Here is a 21,424-nt window from a genome sequence, read left to right on the forward strand (position 1 = left end):
AGGTCCGTTGCCAACTGCATCAAATGGCAAAGCCGCTTCGGCACAATCTCTTCTCCCTTTTCAACGAGCCTCTCCCATGGCACTTCCTCGGCGCGTCGTACCGCTTCGAAAAACCACCCGGTTCATCCGCGTGCTTGTCGCTTTGGCGACGCTGCTGATGACAGCGCTGGCAACCAGCAGCTATCTCGCTGTCGCCTCTGCGGGCAACGGGCTGAACCTTTTGGAACTGATCAGCGTTCCATTTTTTGCAGTCCTCTTCGGTTGGATATCCTTTTCGTTTTGGCTCGCTACGCTTGGCTTCTTGTTTGCGTTTCGAGAGCACTGGCAGTACCACGTCCGCAAACGCGATCTAAAACCAGCCGATCCGGCAGCTGCGAAAAAGCGAACCGCCGTTTTGATGCCGGTCTACAACGAATCGCCCCGACGCGTCTTTGCCGGTGTCAAAGCGATGATCTCCGAACTGCGACATCGCGAGGGAGACGATCGATTTGATTTTTACATCCTCAGCGATACGACCGATCCCGAGGTTTGGCTGGAGGAGGAGGCAGCTTGGTCGGAGTTGGTGGAGAGCCTTGGTGCCGGCGACTCGTTGTTCTACCGACACCGACCGAAGAACCGAGCTCGCAAAGCTGGCAACATCGCCGACTTTGTCGAACGATGGGGCGGCCGCCACGATTATATGATCGTGTTGGATGCCGACAGCCTGCTGGCGGCTTCGACGATGCAAGCGATGGTCCAACGGATGGATGAAAACGATCAACTGGGCATCCTGCAAATTCCACCGGTCCCGATCGGTCGCGTCTCCTTCTTCGCCAGGCTGCAACAGTTTGCTGCCAGCGTCTACGGCCCCAGTTTTGTCAAAGGGTTTTCGATCTGGGCCGGCGACGAAGGGAACTACTGGGGGCACAACGCGATCATTCGCGTCGAAGCGTTCCGCAGGCATTGCGACCTCCCCGTGCTGCCGGGCGAACCACCACTGGGCGGAGAAATTCTGAGCCACGATTTTGTCGAGGCAGCGTTAATGGTCCGCGCCGGTTGGAAGGTTCAGGTTGCGACCGACCTCGGCGGCAGCTATGAGGAATGCCCCACCACGTTGTCCGATTACGCTCAACGCGATCAACGATGGTGCCAGGGAAATCTGCAGCATGCAAAACTGTTGGTGAACGAAGAGTTCCGGACGTTGAGTCAACTGCACTTCAGCTGTGGCGTGATGTCGTATCTCGCCTCTCCGTTGTGGGTCGTCTTCACGATCCTATGTATCGCCGGAACAATCGTAGACATGCGTGGGGAAACGGTCACCACTCAGTCAGACAATCTTCCCGGGGCGATCATCATCTTCACCGCGGCGATGCTGTTGCTGCTGCTGCCGAAGTTGTGGGGCGTGTTGTTGGTATCGCAGCGTCGGATGCGAGTCGCGCGGCACGGTGGGTATCTGGCCCTGTGGGCAAGTGCTCTTCTGGAAACCGTCTGCTCCGTCTTGTTGTCTCCCATCATGGCTGTCTTCCACACGCGTTACGTGATCGCAGTCCTTACCGGAACGAACGTCCGCTGGTCTGCTCAGCAACGGGACGAACGCAGCGTCTCGTGGGGCGAAGCGACCCGACAATTCAGCGGTCTGACGATCGGTGGTCTGTTGGTGACAGCGTTGCTGGCGATCTTTGTTCCCTCGCTGCTCGCATGGTTCTCGCCGCTGCTGGTTGGCGTTGTGTTGTCGATACCGATCGCGGTGGTGCTGGGCAGCCAGCGCATCGGGCTCGCGTTGCGGCGACGCGGTCTGTTGTTGATCCCCGCGGAATCGGCTCCGCCAACGATCTGCGTCTACCATCGCTGGGCACTCGAACAGGCGGAGCGTGCGTCCGGGAAGTCCCAACCGGCGACAAGCTGGTTCGAAGCAGTCATCGCCGACCCCAAGGCGTTCTTGCGACATGCGCGAGTCCAATCGTCGACCGCATCAAACATGCCCCTCTCCGATTCGGAACGCGAAGCGATCGCAGCCGCCTTTGCCAGCGGAGGCGCCGGCGCGATCCCAGTCGAACTGCGATCGAAACTGCTGCTCGACGACAAGGCGTTGACCTCTCTTCACCTCGAATCTCAACTGGCCTGATCAGCTGAACTCGCCGGGCCTCCACGCCTCCTAAATCGCAGCTCCGCGCGCCGACGACGCGCCGCTGCGGATAGGGTGAACTGGATCGATTCTAACGATTCGCCCAATCGCGACAGCCGGCTGGAACCGCGACGCGACGCAGGCTCCATTTCCGCCGAGGATCGCGATTGCATTCGGCAACACGTGTATAGTAAAGAGAGGGCGAAAACAGGAGATTCATGAACGCGCGCGAGGCCACCGAAAGTCGATTCCTCGACACGCTGCGGCGCAGCCAGTTGCTGGCGGACGAAGAGATCGATCCGTTTGTGGAGCGGCGTGGACTGAGCGACGCAGAGGATTCGGCGATCGCTCGTGAGTTTCTCAACGCGCAACTGCTAACTCCCTTCCAAGCCAAGTATCTGATGCACGGCCGTTGGCGTGGGTTGGTGATCGGCAAGTACCGGATCTTTGAACCGGTGAGCGCTGGTGGGATGGGGGAGATCTATCTCGCACGGCAGTCCGAATCGGACACTCCCGTGGCGATTAAGATCCTCCGCAGCGAGCTCCGCGAATCGGTTCGCATGATCGAACGCTTCCGTCTGGAAGCCTTCGCCGTGATGACGCTCAAGCATCCCAATTTGATGCGTGGAATCGAATACGACGCGATCGAATCGATGCGCCGCGAGACCCACTATCTCGTCACCGAATTTGTCCCCGGCCCGAACCTCTACGAACTGACGGTGATCCGCCGCCAATTGCCCTGGCAACAAGCCTGCGATATCGTCCACCAGGCCGCGTTGGGTCTGCACTACGCCCACGAACACGGCTTCGTTCATCGCGACGTGAAGCCGGGAAATCTGATCGTCTCCTCCTCGGGGATCGTCAAAGTCGTCGATTTTGGTTTGGCCCAATACAAAGGCGAAGACGAATCGTTTGGTTTCTCGCTGCGTAAACGCCGTGGCACCGAGCGTTTTGCGGCTCCCGAACAATCGGTCACCGACTATCCGATCGATCCCCGCACCGATGTCTACTCGCTCGGCTGCACGCTCTTCTTCGCCCTCTGCGGGCGTCCGCCCAGCGACGATTCCCCCGACCTCTACCCAAGTTCCAAGACAGGCATCTCGCGACTGCTGTCGCACCGCGACGACTTGCCCGACAACCTGCTACCGATTATCAAGCGGATGTTACGACGCAAGCCGGAACAGCGGTTTGCAACGGCAGCGGAGGTTGCCGCGGAACTTGCTCCGTTCAGCAAGCGACTGTCGGTCGACATCAACTACCCGGCGTTGTTGCGAGCCCGCGAGAAATCGCGACGCTCCGGAGCCTCATGGAACACCGAGGCGAAAGTCGCTGCGACGACCGAAGAGACCGAACTGCCGCATACGCTCGAATCCCACCGCGCCGCGGTTTTAAACGCCTTCGCTGCCGATCACGATCTGCCGGCGGAACTGCGGCAAGCCGATCAAGCGCCGGACCAGGGGATCGATCGCTTTGCGGAGATCTATCGCCGCCATCGCCAACAGGTCGACCGGTTGAGCGAACGCATCGAAGCGCTCGAACAATCGCTCCGCGAAAGCCGGGCGACGGCAAGCGAACTGCGGACCCAACTGGGCGCCAAGGAGATCGAGAAACAGCAGGTGATCGCTGAGAACCGAGAGATCGTTGAACTGATGCGGCACGAAGCGATCGCCGTCAACAATGCGGAACACGATCAAGAAACCGCGCAGCAACGCCAGCAGATCGAACGCCTCGAACAATCTTTACATACCACCTCGCAACAACTGGACGATCTACAGACGCGGTTCGACCAAGAAATCGCTCAGCGAGATCGAACGCACGCCCGTGCCATCGACGACCTGGGGCAGCAGTTAGCCGCGACGCGTGAGATGTTCCAACGCGAGCGGGCCAAGCGGCAGCGAACCGCTCACCACATCCGCCAATTGCGAGCCCAAACGCATCGGATCAACGAACAACTGCACGACGCGAAACAACAGCAATCGCAATCCGCAGCGGCAGCGGAGACCGAGCACCAGGCTCGCAAACGCGCTGAAACGCTGCTCAGCCATTGCACCGATCGCTTAAACGAAGTCGTCCGCCGGGCGAACGCGCTTTCGACGCAAGTCACGGCGATGTTCAGCCAGTTGTCGAGCCATCAAGCCGAAGAGAACTTCTTTGAGAGCTATGAAAAGGCATGTGAATCGGACGACGATTCGCCTCACCGAACCCATCAAATGCTAGACGAATTCCTGGAAGACTCCTCGCCGCTCGACTCGCTGCCGAATCATTACTCCGACGACGAGTGAGCGATTGCGTCGGGATCGAACTCCGAGATCAAACGCTGGCCTGCATCGTGAGCCTCGGCTCGTGCTTGTTCGGTCTCGAAGCCGAGCGTCTGTTCGCTGTAGATCGTAACCGGATCAGCTTGCAGATCGCGGAAGCCGATGGTGCGAGGATCGATCCCCTGCAGATGCAGCAGCAGAGCCAAGGCGGTGTCGCGGACTTGGGTTTGGATCGCGCGGCGGCGTCGCGACGCGATCTGCCAAACCTGGCAGACGCGGTGATCCTGTAACGCATCGACCAAGCGAGGCCGCGCGGTCTGCGGATCATGCGCGACAAGAAAGAACAACGCGGTTTGCACCGACGCGGGGGAAGCATGTTCGCTGCTCAGCGTTGCGCTGGCCAACTGTTCGGCGATTTGATCGCACTGGTAAAGCATCGCGATCCGCAACGTCGACCGCGTCGCCGCCGTGCTCGCCTGACGCTGCAGCCAGCTGCGGACCAATCGCATCGTCGCAACACGGTTATTGCCACGCGTCAAACTGTGAATCGCGGGACTGCATTGCAGGCCACAGCGAATGTGGCTGCCCAATACCGGCACTTGGCAGATCTTTGCGTTGGTGCCGGCCAACAACAACATGCTCCAACTGACAAGGTCGCCCGAATTCAGTCGCTGGGTATCGGGAGAGAGATACCGCTGCTGATCCTCCAATTGATTCTCGATGTCGTAGCCGGGATCGTCGTACACGCGTTGCAGCCACGCCATGAAGGCGGCGTCGCGATCCAACAACCGCTTGAACAACCCGCGCGCCGAAGCGTCGTCGCCACAGGCCTCGACAAACGGTTGCCAGCCCGCCAACCGATAGCTCCGCTCTGGATCGTATTGCGTCAGCAGATGTTGCAATTCCCAAGCGGTTCGGCGTTCCCGAATCTCGATCAGCAACCGCTGACACTGCAAGCGAATCTCCGCGTCGTCGCTGTCCAGCCCCAAGCGGAGCGGTTCGATCGCCGCATCCCCGGCGGCGACTAAGGCTCGCGACGTTCGCTCGCGCATCCGATAGCTGGACGCTCCCAGACGATCGATCTGCAGATCCAGTCGCTGCTCCACCGGTTCGACCAAATCTTCCGCCGAGAGAGCGCGAGACGGATCGCACGTCAGCGATGCGATCGCGAACAGCCAGGCGCTCAGCGAGGTGGGAGAAGCGAATGTGTGCGTCATATGAAAAGAAGAGAGTTCGCGTTGAGTCGCTGTTTCTAACGAATTATGGTCCGCGATGTCGGGCCGGGTTGGGTTGACCAAAGCAATCTTGCTGCACGATACTTGCACTCCGGTCGCACAACCGTTGCAACCGGTACGTTTTGACGGCCGACACCACCGGTCGCTCTCCCCACGCTAGCGTTCGCCAGCCTGGGGTAACTCCATTCGTCGCGCTCTCAATTGGATTGAATTTGATGCGGATCTTGCTCTTCGAAGACAGTTCGACCGACCAACTGGCTCCAATCACCATCAGCCGCCCGGCGTATGCGATTACCTGCGCCAGCTATCGCTTGATCGATTGGGTCCGCCGCATGAACGCTTCGATCGCCGGCGAGGTTCGAGCGTATCAGCAACCGATCCAACAAGCCGACTTTGCCGACCTCCAGAGCCCCGCGGATTGGCAACAGGGAAGCGAACCGGTCCTGGCGATCAACGCGAGGTGTGTCCCTAGCATCGAGAACTTCCAAGCATTCCAGCGGATCGCCGCCCGCCAAAACTCAGGGATCGTGAAATCGGGACACGACGTCGCGGCGATCCTGTTGATGCCGCAAGATCTGATCCAATCGAAATCGATGCCCGGGACAAGCGTCAGCCAGCAGATGCTGGCGGTCGACGGGGTCGCACCGATCGACGAATCGGTGGCGATGTTCGACTGGCCTCACGAAGTCGTCCGCTGGCACATGCAATTGATGAATGCGTCGCTGGAAGACCGGATCGCCCAGGGCAATTACGAACAGCGCGAAGATGGCGTGTTCCTCGCCCCCGGTGCCAAGATCGGCGACTATGCGGTGATCGACACTTCCGAAGGCCCGATCCTGTTAGACGAAAACGTTACGGTCGGACCGTTTTGTTATCTCAGCGGCCCCGTCTACGCGGGACCGGGAACTCGCGTGATCGAACACGCGGCCCTTAAGGATGGCGTGTCGCTAGGTCATACGGTCAAGATCGGCGGTGAAGTCGAAGCGTCGGTGATCGAACCCTACACCAACAAACAGCATCACGGATTTCTGGGGCACAGCTACCTAGGCAGCTGGATCAACCTCGGTGCTGGAACCTGTAACAGCGATCTGAAGAACACCTACGGCCGGATCAACATCGAATACGACGACCGCAAGATGGCGACGGAGATGCAGTTCCTGGGCTGCATCGTCGGCGACTATTCCAAGTCGGCGATCAACACCGGCATCTTCACCGGCAAGGTGATCGGCGTCTGCAGCATGCTGTATGGGTTCGTGACGCAGAACGTCCCCAGCTTTATGAACTACGCTCAGATCTTTGGCCAAGTCGCCGAGATCCCCGCCGACGTGATGGTCGCGACCCAAGCGCGGATGTTCGCCCGCCGAAAGGTTCAACAGCGACAGTGCGACATCGACCTAATTCGGGCGATGTACGACCAGACCAGCAGCCAACGCGAACAGGGCGAACACGCCGAGATCTTTTAGGTTCCTCGGGGGGGCCAATGCTCAACGCGGCGAACCGCCGCTGGACGCACATCAGTCCGTCGACGGATGCGTCTGGATCTCGAGGTTCGTCGCGGTGTGATCGGTATAGGGAATGCCCAACCGCTCCAGCATCTTCAAGTACAGCATGTACAGGATCGGGACCATGAACAGCACCAGCACGGTGGCGGTCAACAATCCAAACGCCAAACTTGTCGCCATCGGGATCAGCAACTGAGCCTGGAAAGAGCGTTCCATCAACAGCGGCAACAGTCCCGCGATCGTGGTGAAACTGGTCAGAATCACAGGCCGGAAGCGACGCTGTCCCGATTCCATCAACGCCATCACCGGCGGCTCGCCGGCGCGGATCCGGGAGTTGATGAAGTCGACAAGGACGATCGAATCGTTCACCACAACACCCGCCAGCGCAACCAGCCCAAACATGCTGAACAACGACAGCGGCAAGCCCATCAACGCGTGCCCCCAGACGGCTCCGATCATGCCGAAGGGAATGATCGCCAGGATCAACAGCGGTTGGAAATAACTGCGGAACTGCAGCACCAGCAGGATGAACATGCAGAACATCGCCACCCCAAATCCGATCATCAAACTGCCGACCGATTCGCGACTCTGTTCCTGCTGCCCCTCCCAACGAATGCTTACGCCGGGGAAACTTTCCTGCAGCGTCGGTTCGAACTCTCGCTGCAAGTAGGCCACGATATCGGAACCGTTTGCCTTCGTTTCGTCGATGTCGGCAGTGATCGTGATCGATCGGCGTTGGTCGACGCGGTTGATCTCGGAAAATCCGCGACGGATATCGAGCTCGGCCAATTCGGTGATCGGCCGCTCCACCGACTCCATCTGATTCGGTGAGTCGGTGCGGACAAAGATCTCGTTGAAGTTGCCGAGCGTGCTCCGCTGCTCCTTGGGATACCGGACCATCAACTTGACTTCGTTGCGGCCCCTCTGCAGACGCATCACTTCCGCACCGTAATAGGCGTTCCGAACGGTTTCACCCAAATCGGTTGGCGTCACGCCGGTCGCCAACGCATCCTCTTTCACCTTGAACTGAAATTCCCACTTGCCCGGCGTGTTATCGTCGCGGATATCAAACACTCCCTCTTTGCTGGCCAATTGCGCCTTAGCCGCTTCGGTTGCCGATTCCAACGCGTCCATCTTGTCAGCCGGAGCCAACAGCTTGAATTCGATCGCCGCTCCGCCGGGGCCCATATCCTCGGTTCCAAAGACGACGCTCTCGGCACCTGGCAATTCGCCAACCGCATCGCGCCAGCGATTCAACAGATCGCTCGACTTAGTCGTTCGGACGTTGGTGTCGTACAATTCGACCAACACCTGCCCGGCGTGGCTGCCGCTGGTCGTCTGCTCCGCCGCGCCTCCTCCGGTTGTCATCGATCCAACTTGGCGAAACGTCAGCTTCACCGGGCCGGTCATATTCAGTGGGCTGTCGGGATACAGCTCCAACGGCGTTTTGTTTTCCGCTGCCGATCGCTCCGCCGCGATCTCGGCACTCACTTGCCGAATCGCTTGCTCCATCTTTTGCGTCGCCGCGTCGGTGATCGCCACCGGCGTTCCGTCGGGAAAGACAACCGTCGCTTTGACGTTGTTGCTATCGAGCTTGGGGAACAGATTTTTCTGCACGATCCCGCCGCGGACCATTCCCACCGTGACGATCAACATTCCGATCGCGATGCTGATCGGAATCGTTGGGAACTGCAACGCGTATTTGAAGACCGGCAGATAGACGTGTTCAGCGAACCACTCCAAACCGCGACTGCTGCGGCGACCGACCGCCGACAACAACATCCCAATCGGACGCAGCGGATACAACAGAACGTTTAGGAAACGGAAGAAGCCCGAGTGTTCGTGAGCCAGGTGAGCCGGCAGGACAAACAAACTTTCCAACAGCGAAATCACCAGCATCGCGATCACCGCAAACGGGATCACCGCCATGAACTTCCCCATCACGCCAGAGACAAAAAACATCGGCGAAAATGCGATCACAGTCGTCGAGACCGAAGCGGTGACGCTAGGCAAAACTTCCGCCGCGCCATCGATCGCCGCTCGCAATCGCTTCTTTCCCTGCTGGCGATGCGCGAAGATGTTCTCCCCCACGATGATCGCGTCGTCGACCACGATTCCCAGCGCGACCAGGAACGAAAACAGACTCAACATGTTCAGCGTCTTGTCGCCGTACCACAGGATACATCCGGCCCCGAGGATCGAGATCGGAATTCCAAGCGCCACCCAGAATGCGAGTCGCAGTTCAAGGAACAGGGCCAACACCAAAAAGACCAACGCCAACCCCGACGCACCGTTGCGGATCAACAGACTCAAGCGATCCTGCACGTCCTGGCTGGTGTCGCCCCAAACGACCAACTTGTATCCCGGTGGCAACCGCGGTGCCAATCCGCCAGCTTTTGGTTCGGCATCGGCCGCCTCCGCTTCCGGATCCTGATCGGCGTCGGAACTGCGGGTGAGCCACTTTTTCAGCCGCTGGAAACGGCTGACGCCGTGCGGTTCGGGAGGCAAAGCGCGATCGACATACTCGCGGACCTCGCGGACCATCGCCAGCAGATCTTCGCTTTTGGTCCGTTCGACGTTGACGACCATCGCCGGTTCGCCATTGATTTCGCTGATGCTGGTTAGATCTTCAAAGGCATCGCGAACGGTGCCGATATCGTTGACGGTCAGCACCGAACCGTTGGATTGCGTGATGATCGGAAGCCGCCCGATCTCATCGCCAAAGCGACCTTTGTTCTTCGCTCGCAGCAACACCTCCTGACCGTCGGACTTCAACTGCCCGCCAGGCAATTCGATGTTCCGCGCCCGCAGGATCGCAGCGATCTGTTTTAACGACAGCCCATATTTGCGCAACATCTCCTCGGAGACTTCGACATCGATCTGGAACGGTTTGGCCCCCATGATGCTGGTTGCCGAAACGGTTTTCAGCTGCAACAGATCGTCGCGCAGATCTTCGACCACGCTTCGCAGGCGCAGTTCGGAATCGGGGTCGTCGGTTCGCGGACCGACCACGGCAACGCGGATCGCCGGCGTCCGGAAAGTGATCTGTTGGACCGTCGGCTCTTCTGTCAGATCGGGAAAGCTGGGGATCCGAGCGACTTCGCGATCGATCTCGTTCAGCACCTTTTGCACATCGGCCACGTCGGCCTGCAATTCCATAATCACGCTGCCGCTGCCTTCCTGAGCGATCGAGGTGACCTTCTTGATCCCTTCGATCGACCGCACCGCCTCTTCGATCTTCTGGCAGATCCCGTCTTCGACATCCTCGGGCGTAGCACCGGGATAGGGAACCGTCACCACGACGATCTCCAATTCGAACTCCGGAAACACCTCGCGACGCATGCCGTAGAAACAGGCAGCGCCCAACAGCATCGTGGCCAGCATGATCACGTTCATGCCTGGCGAATTGGTGATCGCCCAACGAATGACACTTTTCATAGGACTCTTTAACGCTTTTCGTTTTTCGTTGTTTGTGTTTCGCGATTCGCTGCATCATCACAACTTGCGATGGCTGCGCCTTCGATGCGGCGGGAGCGACGCGGATCGTCGCACCGTCGCGGCAAGCCCCATGGGGATCTATTGAGCGACCGACCGCTCGCCCAACTTGGTGTCGACAACGCGAGCGACGCTGCCACCAGTCGACTTCGGCGCGGGAACTCGAATCAAATCGGTGCCGTCTCCCGCAACGCCTCCCAGCGGCGAAACGACGACAAAATTGCCCGGCTCCAGATCGCCGTTACGCGATTCACAAATCCAATACTTTTCGTCCTCGGCCCCCTTCGTCGGAAGCGTTACCGAAACGATCGGCGTGATTCGGTCCAACACCACCAACCGCCCCGCGGTCCACGCCTGGAGCTCGAACGGCGAAGCAGCCACTTCCGGCCCGGACGCCTGCGCCGACGTCGATTCGCCCGGCGATTCCACCGCCAATACGCTTGCGTCGGGCTGGAACTTCCAGATCCGATTGCCAGGCTGCAGCGCCAGATTGGGAACCAACGAAAGCGACGACTGCGGTTTCACGTGCAAGATGACTCGCACAAACATCCCCCGCACAAGCGCCTTGGGCCCCTGCATCCGCTGACTCAACGCTTCCCCTTCACCAGCCCTGTCGCCGGTCACATCAGCTGGCCGATCGACGACCAATCGAACCGGCACCATCCGGCTCTGCGCGTCGACTCCAATCCCATCGTATCGCTCCAACGTTCCCTCCCACGAATAGACCGAATCGCGTTGGTTGATGCGATATTCGATCGTCGCAGGGGTCGGCGGCAGGCTGTAACTGCGGCTGTCGAGCGACGAATCGGCAGCGTGCTGGTGATCCTGGTCCAACACCCAGTACAACTGGTCCATCCGCAGATTTGCAGCGACCTCCGCCTTGGATGTATCCTCCATCGTGACCATCACCGCACCGCGTTGGATGAACGAATTGACCTCGACATCTTCGCGGAAGATCACGCCATCGATCGGTGCTTCGATGCTGGTTCGCTCCAGGTTCTTGCGAGCCAGTTCCAGCTGAGTCTCCACACGCTGCTCCGCTGTCTCTTGGCGGATGCGACGCTTCCGCAGCAGCGCCAATTGGTTTTCGAATCCGATCCGAGTGTTCAACGCCTGCAGACGCGACTGCTGTGCTTGATCCAACTCGGTTTCACTAGCAAATCCCTTGGGCAACCGCGCCAACCGCGCGATCTCTTGGTCCCGCAACAGCTCATCGTCTTTGGCAACTTCGATCAACTTCTCGACGTTGGTAATCTCTTGATCGATCTCACGCAGCGATTCGTATTCCGATTTCTTCTCTTGTTCCAAGCGTTTCAATTCCAGTTCGTAATCGGTGGGATCGATCCGAAATAAGACGTCTCCCTTTTGAACATAATTGCCCGCTTCGACCGTCGGCGATTTGTAGACGATCGTCCCCGCCACCTCGGTCGCGACTTGAATTTCGCGATAGGGAACCACCTCTCCCTCCAACGCGATATCGATAACGCCATCCACCTTGTCCAACGACAGCACCGGCATCACCTCGGCGGGAGCCAGTCGCTGCATCTGAGCGGCGATCGAATTGCTAGGGTCGGGGCGTTCGGGGGGCGTCGTCACGCCGAGTTCGCGGAAGATGAGAATACAGGCGACCAGAGTTGCCGTCGGCAACACGACACCCGAGATCAATTTGTGGAACTTTGAATAGAGACGTTTCATAGTCGTTTTTCGATTAGTTTTGATAAGAACGCGTTAGCGAATCAATTCGCGAAGCCTTGCTTGATGCTTGACGAATCCTGCGTTGGCTGCCGCCGCCATCGCGACGCTGGTGATGTGGACCGCCAATTCATCGATATCCAGCTCCGCCGCCAATCCTCGCTGGATCAGCAACGCGTTGACCGCGTTTTCGCAAACGCCATAGTGGAAACACTGGCCGATCACCGTAAAACTAAGATGCATCAATGAACTCGGATCGATCGGTTCCCCCACCAGTTCCGCGAGGTTTTGATACAACTGATCCTGGATCGGCGCAAAGTGATCTTTGACGATATCTTCCATCGCTTCGGTAGGCTGCTGCAGTTCGCGTATCAACAACCGCACCTGCCATCCATCGTCTTCGTTGGTGTCGAACATCCGCTGCAACAGCGTCCGGACAAATGCAAACAATCGCTCCGTCGGATCGGTTTGCACAGCCGGGTCGGGGATCGGAAACCGACGCGACTCCTCATCGCGAATCAGCCGCACGACGGCCCGGTACAATCCCATCTTATCGCCAAAGTAATACGCGACGCTGGCGATGTTCACTCCCGCCGCGGCACAGATCTCGCGGACGGTTGCGTTTTGATAACCGCGAGCAGCAAATACCCGCCCCGCTGCGTTGAGCAAACGATTGCGAGTGTCCTCGTCGGGAACAGTCGTCGAACGAATGGCTTCACCTCGTTAATCTGCGATTTAAACACCTGTTTAAAACAATTGTTTAAGTTGCTCAAAAAGTCAAGCCGAATCGGTTCAAAGCTGGAAAAATTAACAGCCTCCCGCAAACCACCGCGTCGGTTCTCGGCGGCCCGCGACGCGAGGCGGCAAACGAGCTCAAAACCGCAGCTTTCGCTAGCTTTTACGAGAGAAAAGCCTACTCGGCCGGGTCCCGCAGATGCAGGATCGGGAAGGGCATCCCGGCGCTATCGAGCTCCGAACGCCCCTCCACGACAAACCCCAGCGACTGATAAAACGCTAGCGCCGCGGGGTTCTGTTCGTTGACATCGACTCGCAATCGCCCCTTCAGATCTCGAGCGTGATCGACCATCCGCCCCCCACCGCCGCGGCGACGATGTTCGGGGGCCAGAAACAGAGCTTCGAGCTTATCATCCGCTAGCCCCATGAAACCGATCGGCTCATCCGCAGCGTCGGCCAACACCCAAATCTCTAGATCGACCAACGCGTGATCGCGAACCAGCGGCAGGATCCGCTCGATGTCGTCTTCGCTCAGGAAATCGTGTGTCGCCCGAACCGAACGCAACCAGATATCGACAAGCGAATCACGCTCGGTTTCCAACGCCTCTCGAACCTTCATCCTGACTTCCGTCCTATATATAGTTCGCCAACCGACAAACAACGAACCGACAACAGGCACCCGAGTTGATCAGTGTTTGGGTTCCGCCGAATTGGCCAGCAAGTGTTTGCTTCCAACTGCTCAAGGGCACCGGACGCCAACGCTCAAACTGGAAGCCTGCTTGGCTTCTTGGTAACATGCTTTGCCCAGTCGATCGCGCCGCGCAGGCCCGATCGCAACCAGTGGGACTGAATTTCTGCACGACAACGAAACGATACCCAATGCTCCGATCGATTCTACCCTACGCCTTGCTGTTGCTTGTGATCAGTCCCGCCTGGGCGGGTGAGTTCAATCAGGTGTTGAGCATCGGCGACGCGGCCCCGATGTGGAACGATCTGCCGGGAATCGATGACGGCAAGCATGGCCTGGACGATTGGAAACAGGCGGAGGTGGTGGTCATCGCCTTCACTTGCAATTCCTGTCCCTACGCGACCGATGTCGAACAGCGATTGATCGCACTGACGAAGGACTACAAAGATCATGGCGTCGCGGTGGTCGCGATCAATTCCAACAAGGTTCCCGACGACGAACTGCCAGCGATGAAAGAGCGTGCGGCGACGGCGAAGTTCAATTTCGCTTATCTCTCCGACCCAACACAGCAGACAGCCAAGGCGTACGGGGCGATCACGACGCCCGAGTTTTATGTGCTCGATAAAGAGCGACGCGTCGTCTACATGGGTGCGATGGACGACAGCCCCGATGGCAAACAGATCGAACATCCCTACGTTCGCCAAGCGATCGACGCCGCGTTGACCGGAGGCAAGCCCGCCGTCGCGGAGACCGTACCGATCGGCTGCCGAATCCGCTTCCAACGCGTCCGCCGCAAACGCTAACGCGCTGGAGTCGAGGCTTTAGCCGACGATGCGCATCAATCGCCCACGGTCAACACAACCTTGCCGGCCAGCGAGCCGTCGCCGGCGAGCGTTCCCGCTTCTTGAAGGCGATGCGATTGGGCAGCTTGCGACAGCGGCAATCGCTGCGAGATCTGACTCTTCAATTGCCCCGAGGCGAGCCATTGGTTGATGTCCTCGGCCGCCAGCTTCATCTCGTCCGCCGACGCCTTGAACATCACAAATCCATGCACCGTGCACTCTTTGACGTAAAAAGGGCCCACGGGAAACTCGGGACGCGCGTCGCGACCGGCCATCAAAACCATCCGGCCTCGCGGCGCAAGGGCTTCGACGGCGAAGTCGAAATCGGGTTCGCGGATCGTTTCCCAGAAGACGTCGACGCCATCGGGAGCCAGTTCGGCCAAACGCTCTTGCAAATTTTCGGTCTTGTAGTTGATGGCAAAGTCGGCTCCTAGCTCGCGGCAACGCTCGACCTTCTCATCGCTGCCGCCGGTCGTGATCACATTTGCACCAGCCGCTTTGGCCATCTGCACGACCATCGATCCAACGCCGCCGGTCCCGCCGCGAACAAAGATCGTCTCATCGGCTAACAGTCGCGCGCGGCCAAACAAACCCAGGTGGGCAGTGATCCCAACCAACGCACAGGCCGCGGCATCTTCGGCAGCGACGCCGTCGGGAGTTTCGTACAGCCAATCCTGATCGATCGCGCACAACTCAGCAAACGTCCCCTGCCGGCCCAGCAAACCTTGACTGCTGCCCCAAACGCGATCGCCGATCCGGAATCCGGTGACACCTTCGCCAACCGCCGCGATCGTACCGGCGATGTCGCATCCGATGATAAAGGGATCGGGCAGGTCCATCGCGATCATCCCGCTGCGGACATAGGTATCGATCGGGTTAACCGACACCGCTTCGGTGCGAACCAAAACCTGGCCTTGGCCGGGCTGCGGATCGGGAAGGTCGCCGTATTGGATAACGTCTGCGTCGCCCGTCGTCTTAATAAAAGCTGCTTTCATCGGTATCGCCTAAAGGTTTCTGTTTATTAAATGAAGTTTGATTTGATTGTCTGCTCGCGAGATGAAGACTCGCCCATTCCACAATCGATGGGATCGATTCGTTTCGCCGCAGCGAAGCCGACCGTCTTTCGAAATATTTAAAACTCGCCAAAGTCAAAATCGTTCAGCTCATCGAGCGCTTCGGACTCCGATTCCGAGAGCGGTTGGTTTAACACTTCGCTTGCCAGGTCCTGATCGACGCCCCAGTGCTGGCCCAGGTTTTCGGCGATCGATTGTTTTTCTTGCGGGCTGAATTCACCGAACGCACGCCGCAGGAAGACCAACGCCCGACGGAACTGTTCGTCGTCCAACGACTCCACATAATCGGCCAATTGCTGCCACAGCGGTTGCCGAGCCAGCAGCGCGTATCGATTCCGTCGCGAGAGGCCTTCGAACCAACCGGCGCCGAGATCAGCCGGCGCGCCGGGGGACAGTCGCCGCGAGACCTCGCGAGCCAACCGCGCGTTGTCGATCTGATCGCGCTCCAACAGCATTGCACATGCGTACCCGCTGAGCAACGGATTGCGATCGTCGCTATCGCTTAAACCATGCAACTCAGCGATCCACAGCGGTTCGTCGACCAGATCGTGAAATTCGAGCGCGACGCGGTTGAGGGCGTCGATCGACGCAATCAGATCGCGAGCGGCGTCGTTATCGCAATTGGCGACCGACATCAGCGCCAACGCTCCTTGCACAAACAACGTTTCGATCAATGGACGCAGCGGCGCCGCGTCGAACTGGCGGACGTCGCCATACTTTACCAGACTGGCCAATTCAGCCGCCGCGCCGGCGACGGCGGTGAAGTCGCTCGATTCGGCCGCCAACGCCTGCAACCGCCCGCGAGCCTGATCCATCGCCTCCATCATGCCGCAGCGACACGCGATCGCCACCGCCGAAGCGGCTTGCGCGACCGTTGTTGCTTCGTCCAACAGCGTCTTGAATTTGAAACCGGCTGCCAATTCGATCGTCTCGCCCAACAGCACCGATTCGACAAGCGTGATCTCCGATTCGGGAGTCCACTGCAAATCCCACTTCTCGCTCCACGTCGACGCCTGCTGCCGCGAGGCAACGGGGGACGCAAAGTTGATCCCCAGCAGATGCAGCCGATGCAGGAAGCTGGATCGATGCAGGTCCAAGAAGGCTGCCGCAGCGGTCTTCGCGCGGCGGTTCTCTCGCAGATCGATCGACAACACCTGCCGAACCGCCGTCCGGTATTTGACTAACTTCAGTGCGGTCAACTGCTGGTTAAAGTCGGCTTGGATCGATGTCTGTGAAACGCCTTCGGGAAGGCTGCCGATCGCCGTCCCGACATCGACTTGAGCCAGCGATTCGGCGACGCTCGACCGTTGGCCGTGCCCGATCAGCGTGACCGCTGCGTCGCGGAGATCGTTGAGCGTCGGTGCCATCCCCGCTTTTAATGCCGATAGCGAATTGGCCAACCGGACCGCTTCGATCACCTCAGCCGTCGAGCGGTGCGTTCCGGCATCGCGTTGGTACCGGACGACCATCGACAGGTAGCGGGCGGGCAGATGGGATAATTCCCGCGCCGACAACGCCTCCCACAACAACTCGAAGTACGCGGGAGCTTCGTTCCCCGCGCCGTAGCCCGATTGGCTCGACAGTCGGAAGTAAGAATAGGGCATCAGCGTCAGATTGCTCTCCAGCCGCGGCAGCTGTTCCAATTCCTGATCGCTCATCGGCGGAAACTCTGCCGACAACACCGGTGCGTGATAGGCACCGACGATCGCAACGATCTTGTCGGGCGCGACGCCACGATCGATCGCGGCTTGGATCTGCCGCCGCATGAACGCTTCGCGAACCAGATTCTCCGCCGCATCGGCCGCGGTGTCCGATTCGATCTCACGCAGATTGCGTCCGAACTCCATCGATGTCTTGCGATACGAATCGAGACATGTGTTGTGCTCGAAGTTCCGCTCCCAATAACTCTCGTAATGCTCTTCGCCCGCCAATGCTGCTAACTGTTGATACAACGAGCCACGCGAAACGATCGGTTCGATCGCCGGTTCGCCGACCGCCGGATCGTCGTCTGCGTCGGTTGCTGCCGGATCGGGCGAGGCGGCATCGGGCTGAGCATCTTTTTTCGAAGCGATGATCGCTTCGGCGATCCGTCGATGTTCGCGATCTTGCAACCCGAGGAAGATATCGCTGGGCAAGTCGATGAACTCGCAATCGGCTTTATTTTCCTTGGCCCACAGGATCGCCTGATACTCGGGGCTGTAGCGGGCCAGCGGGTAGACAAACGTTCGCACGGGGACCGAGTTGGAGAAGGCGAGGATCCCAATCGGCGGAACCGTTCCCTTGCGAACGACGTCGTCCAACAGACCCTCCGCGTCGCAGGGGCCTTCGATCAGCACGACCTGCGGCTGCACTTGATCGAGGAATTGCCGCAGCTGCCACGCCCCCATCGGCGACAGATGCCGCACGCCAAAAACGTGGCAAAGGGAAGCCGTATCGATCGCAGACATTTTGTCTGGTGCCTTCGAAAGGGGGATGAAAACGCGGTCCTGCCCGCCGCGATTGTTATACCACGGGCGGCCAACATTGGCACATTCACAGCGACCGAACGTCGTCGCGACCACTGCGGCCGGCGCGTGGCCGGGCTGCCGTCATAGTCAATTAAATTGTGCGATGTTAAAATGCCTCGCCCATCGAGTTCGCGATTCACCCAACGCACCGGCCCCACGTCCGCCAGGAAACATGATGCAAACCACTGTTAAGTCACCCGTAAATGATTCCACCGGCAACCTGTTGGACTTCGCCGACGGATTTGTGCGACGTCACATCGGCCCGTCGGACACTCACATCCAACAGATGCTGGAACTGCTGGGCTTCGATTCGCTGGATCAGTTCTCCGACGCGTTGGTTCCCGAGGACATTCGGTTGAGCCAACCTCTGGACATTCCGTCGGCTCGCGGCGAGCACGAGTTCTTGGGTGCGTTGCGGGTGATCGCCGAAAAGAACAAGGTCTACCGTTCGTGCATCGGTATGGGTTACACGGGGACCGTTACGCCGCCGGTGATCCTACGGAACGTGCTCGAGAATCCGGGTTGGTACACGCAGTACACTCCCTACCAAGCGGAGATCGCTCAGGGACGGCTCGAAGCGCTGCTGAACTTTCAAACGATGATCGCCGACTTAACCGGCTTGCCTTTGGCGGGAGCAAGCTTGTTGGACGAAGCGACCGCGGCAGCCGAAGCGATGTGCATGTGCGTGGCGATTGCTCGCGACAAGAAACGCGGCTTCTGGGCGTCGGACGACTGCCATCCGCAGACGCTGGAACTGCTGCAAACGCGAGCCGACGGATTGGGGATCGACCTGAAGGTCGGCCCGATCGAAGAGATCGACTTCAACCACGGCCAAGGAGGACTCGGCGGGTTGTTGGTTCAATATCCAACCACCGATGGTCGGATCGAAGACTATGCCGCGTTGACAGCGCGAGCGGCCGAAAACGGTTGCTTGGTCGTCGCGTCGGCCGATCTATTGGCCCTGACCGTGCTGACGCCACCGGGTGAATGGGGAGCGGATATCTGCGTCGGCAGCGCCCAGCGATTTGGCGTTCCGATGGGCTTGGGCGGACCACACGCCGCCTTCATTTCGACCCACGAAGCCCATGTCCGCAAGCTTCCCGGGCGGATCATCGGCGTCTCGAAGGATCGCCAAGGCAACCGCGCGTTGCGGATGGCGATCCAAACGCGAGAACAACACATCCGCCGCGACAAGGCGACCAGCAACATCTGCACGGCGCAAGCGCTGCTGGCGATCATCAGTTCGTTTTACGGAGTCTATCACGGGCCGCGCGGCTTAAAACAGATCGCCGACCGAACGCATGCCTTCACGTGTGCGTTGCTGAAGGGACTCGAGCGACTGGGGCACTCGCGAACCAGCGACACACCCTTTTTCGACACGATCCGGATCCGGTTGGGCAAAGGGCGTGCGAGCGCGACGCGTCAGGTTGTCGATGCAGCGCTGGAACGTCAGATCAATCTTCGCGAATACGCCGACGGCACGTTGGGCGTGACGTTGGACGAAACCGCCGACGCGGCGTTGGTCGCCGATCTGTTGGCCGCTTTCAACTTTGGCCACTACACCGGGTTCGATATCGACGATCTGCTGGCCGAAGCGGAAGCCGACGGCATGCTGTCGCATGGTGCACTGGTGCGGACCAGCGAATACATGACGCACCCGATCTTCAACGAACACCACAGCGAAACGCAAATGCTGCGTTACATCTACAAACTGATGCAACGCGATCTCTCGTTGGCACACAGCATGATCCCGCTCGGTTCGTGCACGATGAAGTTGAACGCGACAAGCGAGATGCTGCCGGTGACCTGGGCCGAATTTGGGCAACTGCATCCGTTTGCTCCCGACACGCAGTGGCGCGGCTACACACAGATGTTCCGCGAACTGGAAAGCTGGTTGTGCGAAGTGACCGGATTTTCGGCGGTCAGCCTGCAACCCAACGCCGGTGCTCAAGGCGAATACGCCGGGCTGTTGGTGATCCGGGCGTACCACGAACACAACGCCGTCGGCGAGAACAAGCGGAACGTCTGCCTGATCCCCACCTCGGCTCACGGCACCAACCCGGCGTCGGCGGTGATGGCGGGAATGCATGTTGTGCCGGTCGCTTGCGACGCCAACGGCAACATCGACATGAACGACCTGAAAGCGAAAGCTGCCGATCATGCCGAGACGCTGTCGGCACTGATGGTCACCTACCCATCGACGCACGGCGTTTTCGAATCGACGATCCGCGAAGTTTGCGACGTGATCCACCGTCACGGCGGACAGGTCTATATGGACGGTGCCAACATGAACGCACAAGTCGGACTGACCAGCCCGGCAACGTGTGGCGCCGATGTCTGCCACTTGAACCTGCACAAGACGTTCTGCATCCCGCACGGCGGTGGCGGCCCCGGAATGGGACCGATCGGCGTGGCAGAGCAATTGGTGCCGTTCCTGCCCGGCCACAGTGTCGCTCGTCCCGACACGGCGGGTGAGTTTGCGATCGGTGCCGTCTCGGCGGCTCCTTACGGCAGCCCCAGCATCCTGACGATCAGCTACGTCTACATCGCGTTGATGGGTGCCGAGGGACTGAAGCGAGCGACGCAGGTCGCGCTGCTAAACGCCAACTACATGGCCCGTCGACTTTCCGATAAATTCGACATCCTGTACACCGACAAAAACGGAAACGTCGCCCACGAGTTCATCGTCGATTGTCGCGAGTTCGACAAATCGGTGCACATCAGCATCGACGATATCGCCAAGCGTCTGATGGACTACGGATTCCATAGCCCGACGATGTCATTTCCCGTTCCGGGAACGTTGATGATCGAACCGACCGAAAGCGAACCGAAGGCGGAACTGGATCGGTTCTGCGAGGCGATGCTGGCGATCCGCGAAGAGATCGCAGCCATCGAGCGGGGCGAGAGCGATGCGGAGAACAATCCGCTGAAGAACGCACCGCACACGATGCAGATGATCGGCGGCGACCAATGGCCACATCCGTACGGTCGCGAACAAGCGGCGTGGCCCAAGGCGTGGCTGCGGGATGCGAAATTCTGGCCGACCGTGGGGCGAATCGATCACGCCTATGGCGACCGCAACCTGATCTGCTCCTGCCCGCCGATGGAAGAGTACCAATAGCGGTTGCGGTCCCCCTCCCCATCGGCTGTAGCGTGCGGTTGTGCAGCAAAAAGTTGGATTGTGAGGGGGACAAGTCATTCTGAATGACAATTTCTTGATTATCCTTGACAAACCCCAGCCGATTTTATTGGTCGGTGGGGGTTCTTGTGTGCAAGAATTACTAGCCACAGCG

Annotated in this window: 12 protein-coding genes; 5 read left to right on the top strand and 7 right to left on the bottom strand. The window is 59.2% G+C overall.

Annotation, left to right across the window (positions count from 1 at the left end; all coding sequences use genetic code 11):
- Positions 1-76: 76 nt before the first annotated feature.
- Positions 77-2,104, top strand: coding sequence for a glucans biosynthesis glucosyltransferase MdoH (mdoH, locus tag CA51_RS23350; RefSeq protein ID WP_145123545.1), 2,028 nt, complete (start codon positions 77-79; stop codon positions 2,102-2,104).
- A gap of 218 nt (positions 2,105-2,322) precedes the next feature.
- On the top strand, positions 2,323-4,386 hold the full coding sequence (locus CA51_RS23355) for a serine/threonine protein kinase (protein WP_145123546.1): 2,064 nt from the start codon (positions 2,323-2,325) through the stop codon (positions 4,384-4,386).
- Here the strand turns inward: CA51_RS23355 and CA51_RS23360 are convergent.
- Complete coding sequence (locus CA51_RS23360; protein WP_145123547.1) at positions 4,368-5,579, bottom strand: hypothetical protein; 1,212 nt, start codon at positions 5,577-5,579, stop codon at positions 4,368-4,370. The two genes, CA51_RS23355 and CA51_RS23360, sit on opposite strands and share 19 nt — an antisense overlap.
- 233 nt (positions 5,580-5,812) lie before the next feature.
- On the opposite strand from CA51_RS23360, the gene CA51_RS23365 reads away from it, so the two are divergent.
- The gene (locus CA51_RS23365) at positions 5,813-7,060 is read left to right on the top strand and encodes a putative sugar nucleotidyl transferase (protein ID WP_145123548.1); all 1,248 of its coding nucleotides are present in this window, start codon (positions 5,813-5,815) and stop codon (positions 7,058-7,060) included.
- A 51-nt stretch (positions 7,061-7,111) separates the two neighbouring features.
- On the opposite strand, the gene CA51_RS23370 is transcribed toward CA51_RS23365, so the two are convergent.
- From CA51_RS23370 to CA51_RS23385, 4 genes are all read right to left on the bottom strand, one after another.
- Positions 7,112-10,537 (bottom strand): efflux RND transporter permease subunit, encoded by a 3,426-nt coding sequence (locus CA51_RS23370; protein ID WP_145123549.1) that lies wholly within the window; start codon positions 10,535-10,537, stop codon positions 7,112-7,114.
- 138 nt (positions 10,538-10,675) lie between these two features.
- Positions 10,676-12,289 carry an efflux RND transporter periplasmic adaptor subunit gene (locus CA51_RS23375; RefSeq protein ID WP_145123550.1) on the bottom strand — a complete coding sequence of 538 codons (1,614 nt, stop codon included), beginning with the start codon at positions 12,287-12,289 and terminating at the stop codon, positions 10,676-10,678.
- A 33-nt stretch (positions 12,290-12,322) separates the two neighbouring features.
- Positions 12,323-12,955, bottom strand: coding sequence for a CerR family C-terminal domain-containing protein (locus CA51_RS23380; protein ID WP_145123551.1), 633 nt, complete (start codon positions 12,953-12,955; stop codon positions 12,323-12,325).
- A gap of 244 nt (positions 12,956-13,199) precedes the next feature.
- Positions 13,200-13,640, bottom strand: a complete 441-nt coding sequence (locus CA51_RS23385) for an acetyltransferase (RefSeq protein WP_145123552.1) — start codon at positions 13,638-13,640, stop codon at positions 13,200-13,202.
- Positions 13,641-13,900: 260 nt separating this feature from the next.
- Here CA51_RS23385 and CA51_RS23390 point away from each other — a divergent pair, with 260 nt between their 5' ends.
- Entirely contained in the window at positions 13,901-14,512 is a 612-nt protein-coding gene (locus tag CA51_RS23390; RefSeq protein ID WP_145123553.1) for a thioredoxin family protein, read from the top strand.
- 35 nt (positions 14,513-14,547) lie between these two features.
- On the opposite strand, the gene CA51_RS23395 is transcribed toward CA51_RS23390, so the two are convergent.
- Positions 14,548-15,546: an NADPH:quinone reductase gene (locus CA51_RS23395; protein ID WP_145123554.1), complete on the bottom strand. Its 999-nt coding sequence runs from the start codon at positions 15,544-15,546 to the stop codon at positions 14,548-14,550.
- 137 nt (positions 15,547-15,683) lie between these two features.
- Positions 15,684-18,071, bottom strand: a complete 2,388-nt coding sequence (locus tag CA51_RS23400; protein WP_145123555.1) for a DUF5682 family protein — start codon at positions 18,069-18,071, stop codon at positions 15,684-15,686.
- A 235-nt stretch (positions 18,072-18,306) separates the two neighbouring features.
- Between CA51_RS23400 and gcvP the strand changes: the two genes are divergently transcribed.
- Positions 18,307-21,252, top strand: a complete 2,946-nt coding sequence (gcvP, locus tag CA51_RS23405; protein ID WP_231745856.1) for an aminomethyl-transferring glycine dehydrogenase — start codon at positions 18,307-18,309, stop codon at positions 21,250-21,252.
- Positions 21,253-21,424: the final 172 nt, after the last annotated feature.

The organism is Rosistilla oblonga (genome assembly GCF_007751715.1).
Classification (GTDB): domain Bacteria; phylum Planctomycetota; class Planctomycetia; order Pirellulales; family Pirellulaceae; genus Rosistilla; species Rosistilla oblonga.

Bases quoted from the DNA above. Each gene is read 5' to 3' on its own strand.
- mdoH (WP_145123545.1), top strand. From the start codon at position 77: ATGGCACTTCCTCGGCGCGTCGTACCGCTTCGAAAAACCACCCGGTTC.
- CA51_RS23355 (WP_145123546.1), top strand. From the start codon at position 2,323: ATGAACGCGCGCGAGGCCACCGAAAGTCGATTCCTCGACACGCTGCGG.
- CA51_RS23360 (WP_145123547.1), bottom strand. From the start codon at position 5,579: ATGACGCACACATTCGCTTCTCCCACCTCGCTGAGCGCCTGGCTGTTC.
- CA51_RS23365 (WP_145123548.1), top strand. From the start codon at position 5,813: ATGCGGATCTTGCTCTTCGAAGACAGTTCGACCGACCAACTGGCTCCA.
- CA51_RS23370 (WP_145123549.1), bottom strand. From the start codon at position 10,537: ATGAAAAGTGTCATTCGTTGGGCGATCACCAATTCGCCAGGCATGAAC.
- CA51_RS23375 (WP_145123550.1), bottom strand. From the start codon at position 12,289: ATGAAACGTCTCTATTCAAAGTTCCACAAATTGATCTCGGGTGTCGTG.
- CA51_RS23385 (WP_145123552.1), bottom strand. From the start codon at position 13,640: ATGAAGGTTCGAGAGGCGTTGGAAACCGAGCGTGATTCGCTTGTCGAT.
- CA51_RS23390 (WP_145123553.1), top strand. From the start codon at position 13,901: ATGCTCCGATCGATTCTACCCTACGCCTTGCTGTTGCTTGTGATCAGT.
- CA51_RS23395 (WP_145123554.1), bottom strand. From the start codon at position 15,546: ATGAAAGCAGCTTTTATTAAGACGACGGGCGACGCAGACGTTATCCAA.
- CA51_RS23400 (WP_145123555.1), bottom strand. From the start codon at position 18,071: ATGTCTGCGATCGATACGGCTTCCCTTTGCCACGTTTTTGGCGTGCGG.
- gcvP (WP_231745856.1), top strand. From the start codon at position 18,307: ATGCAAACCACTGTTAAGTCACCCGTAAATGATTCCACCGGCAACCTG.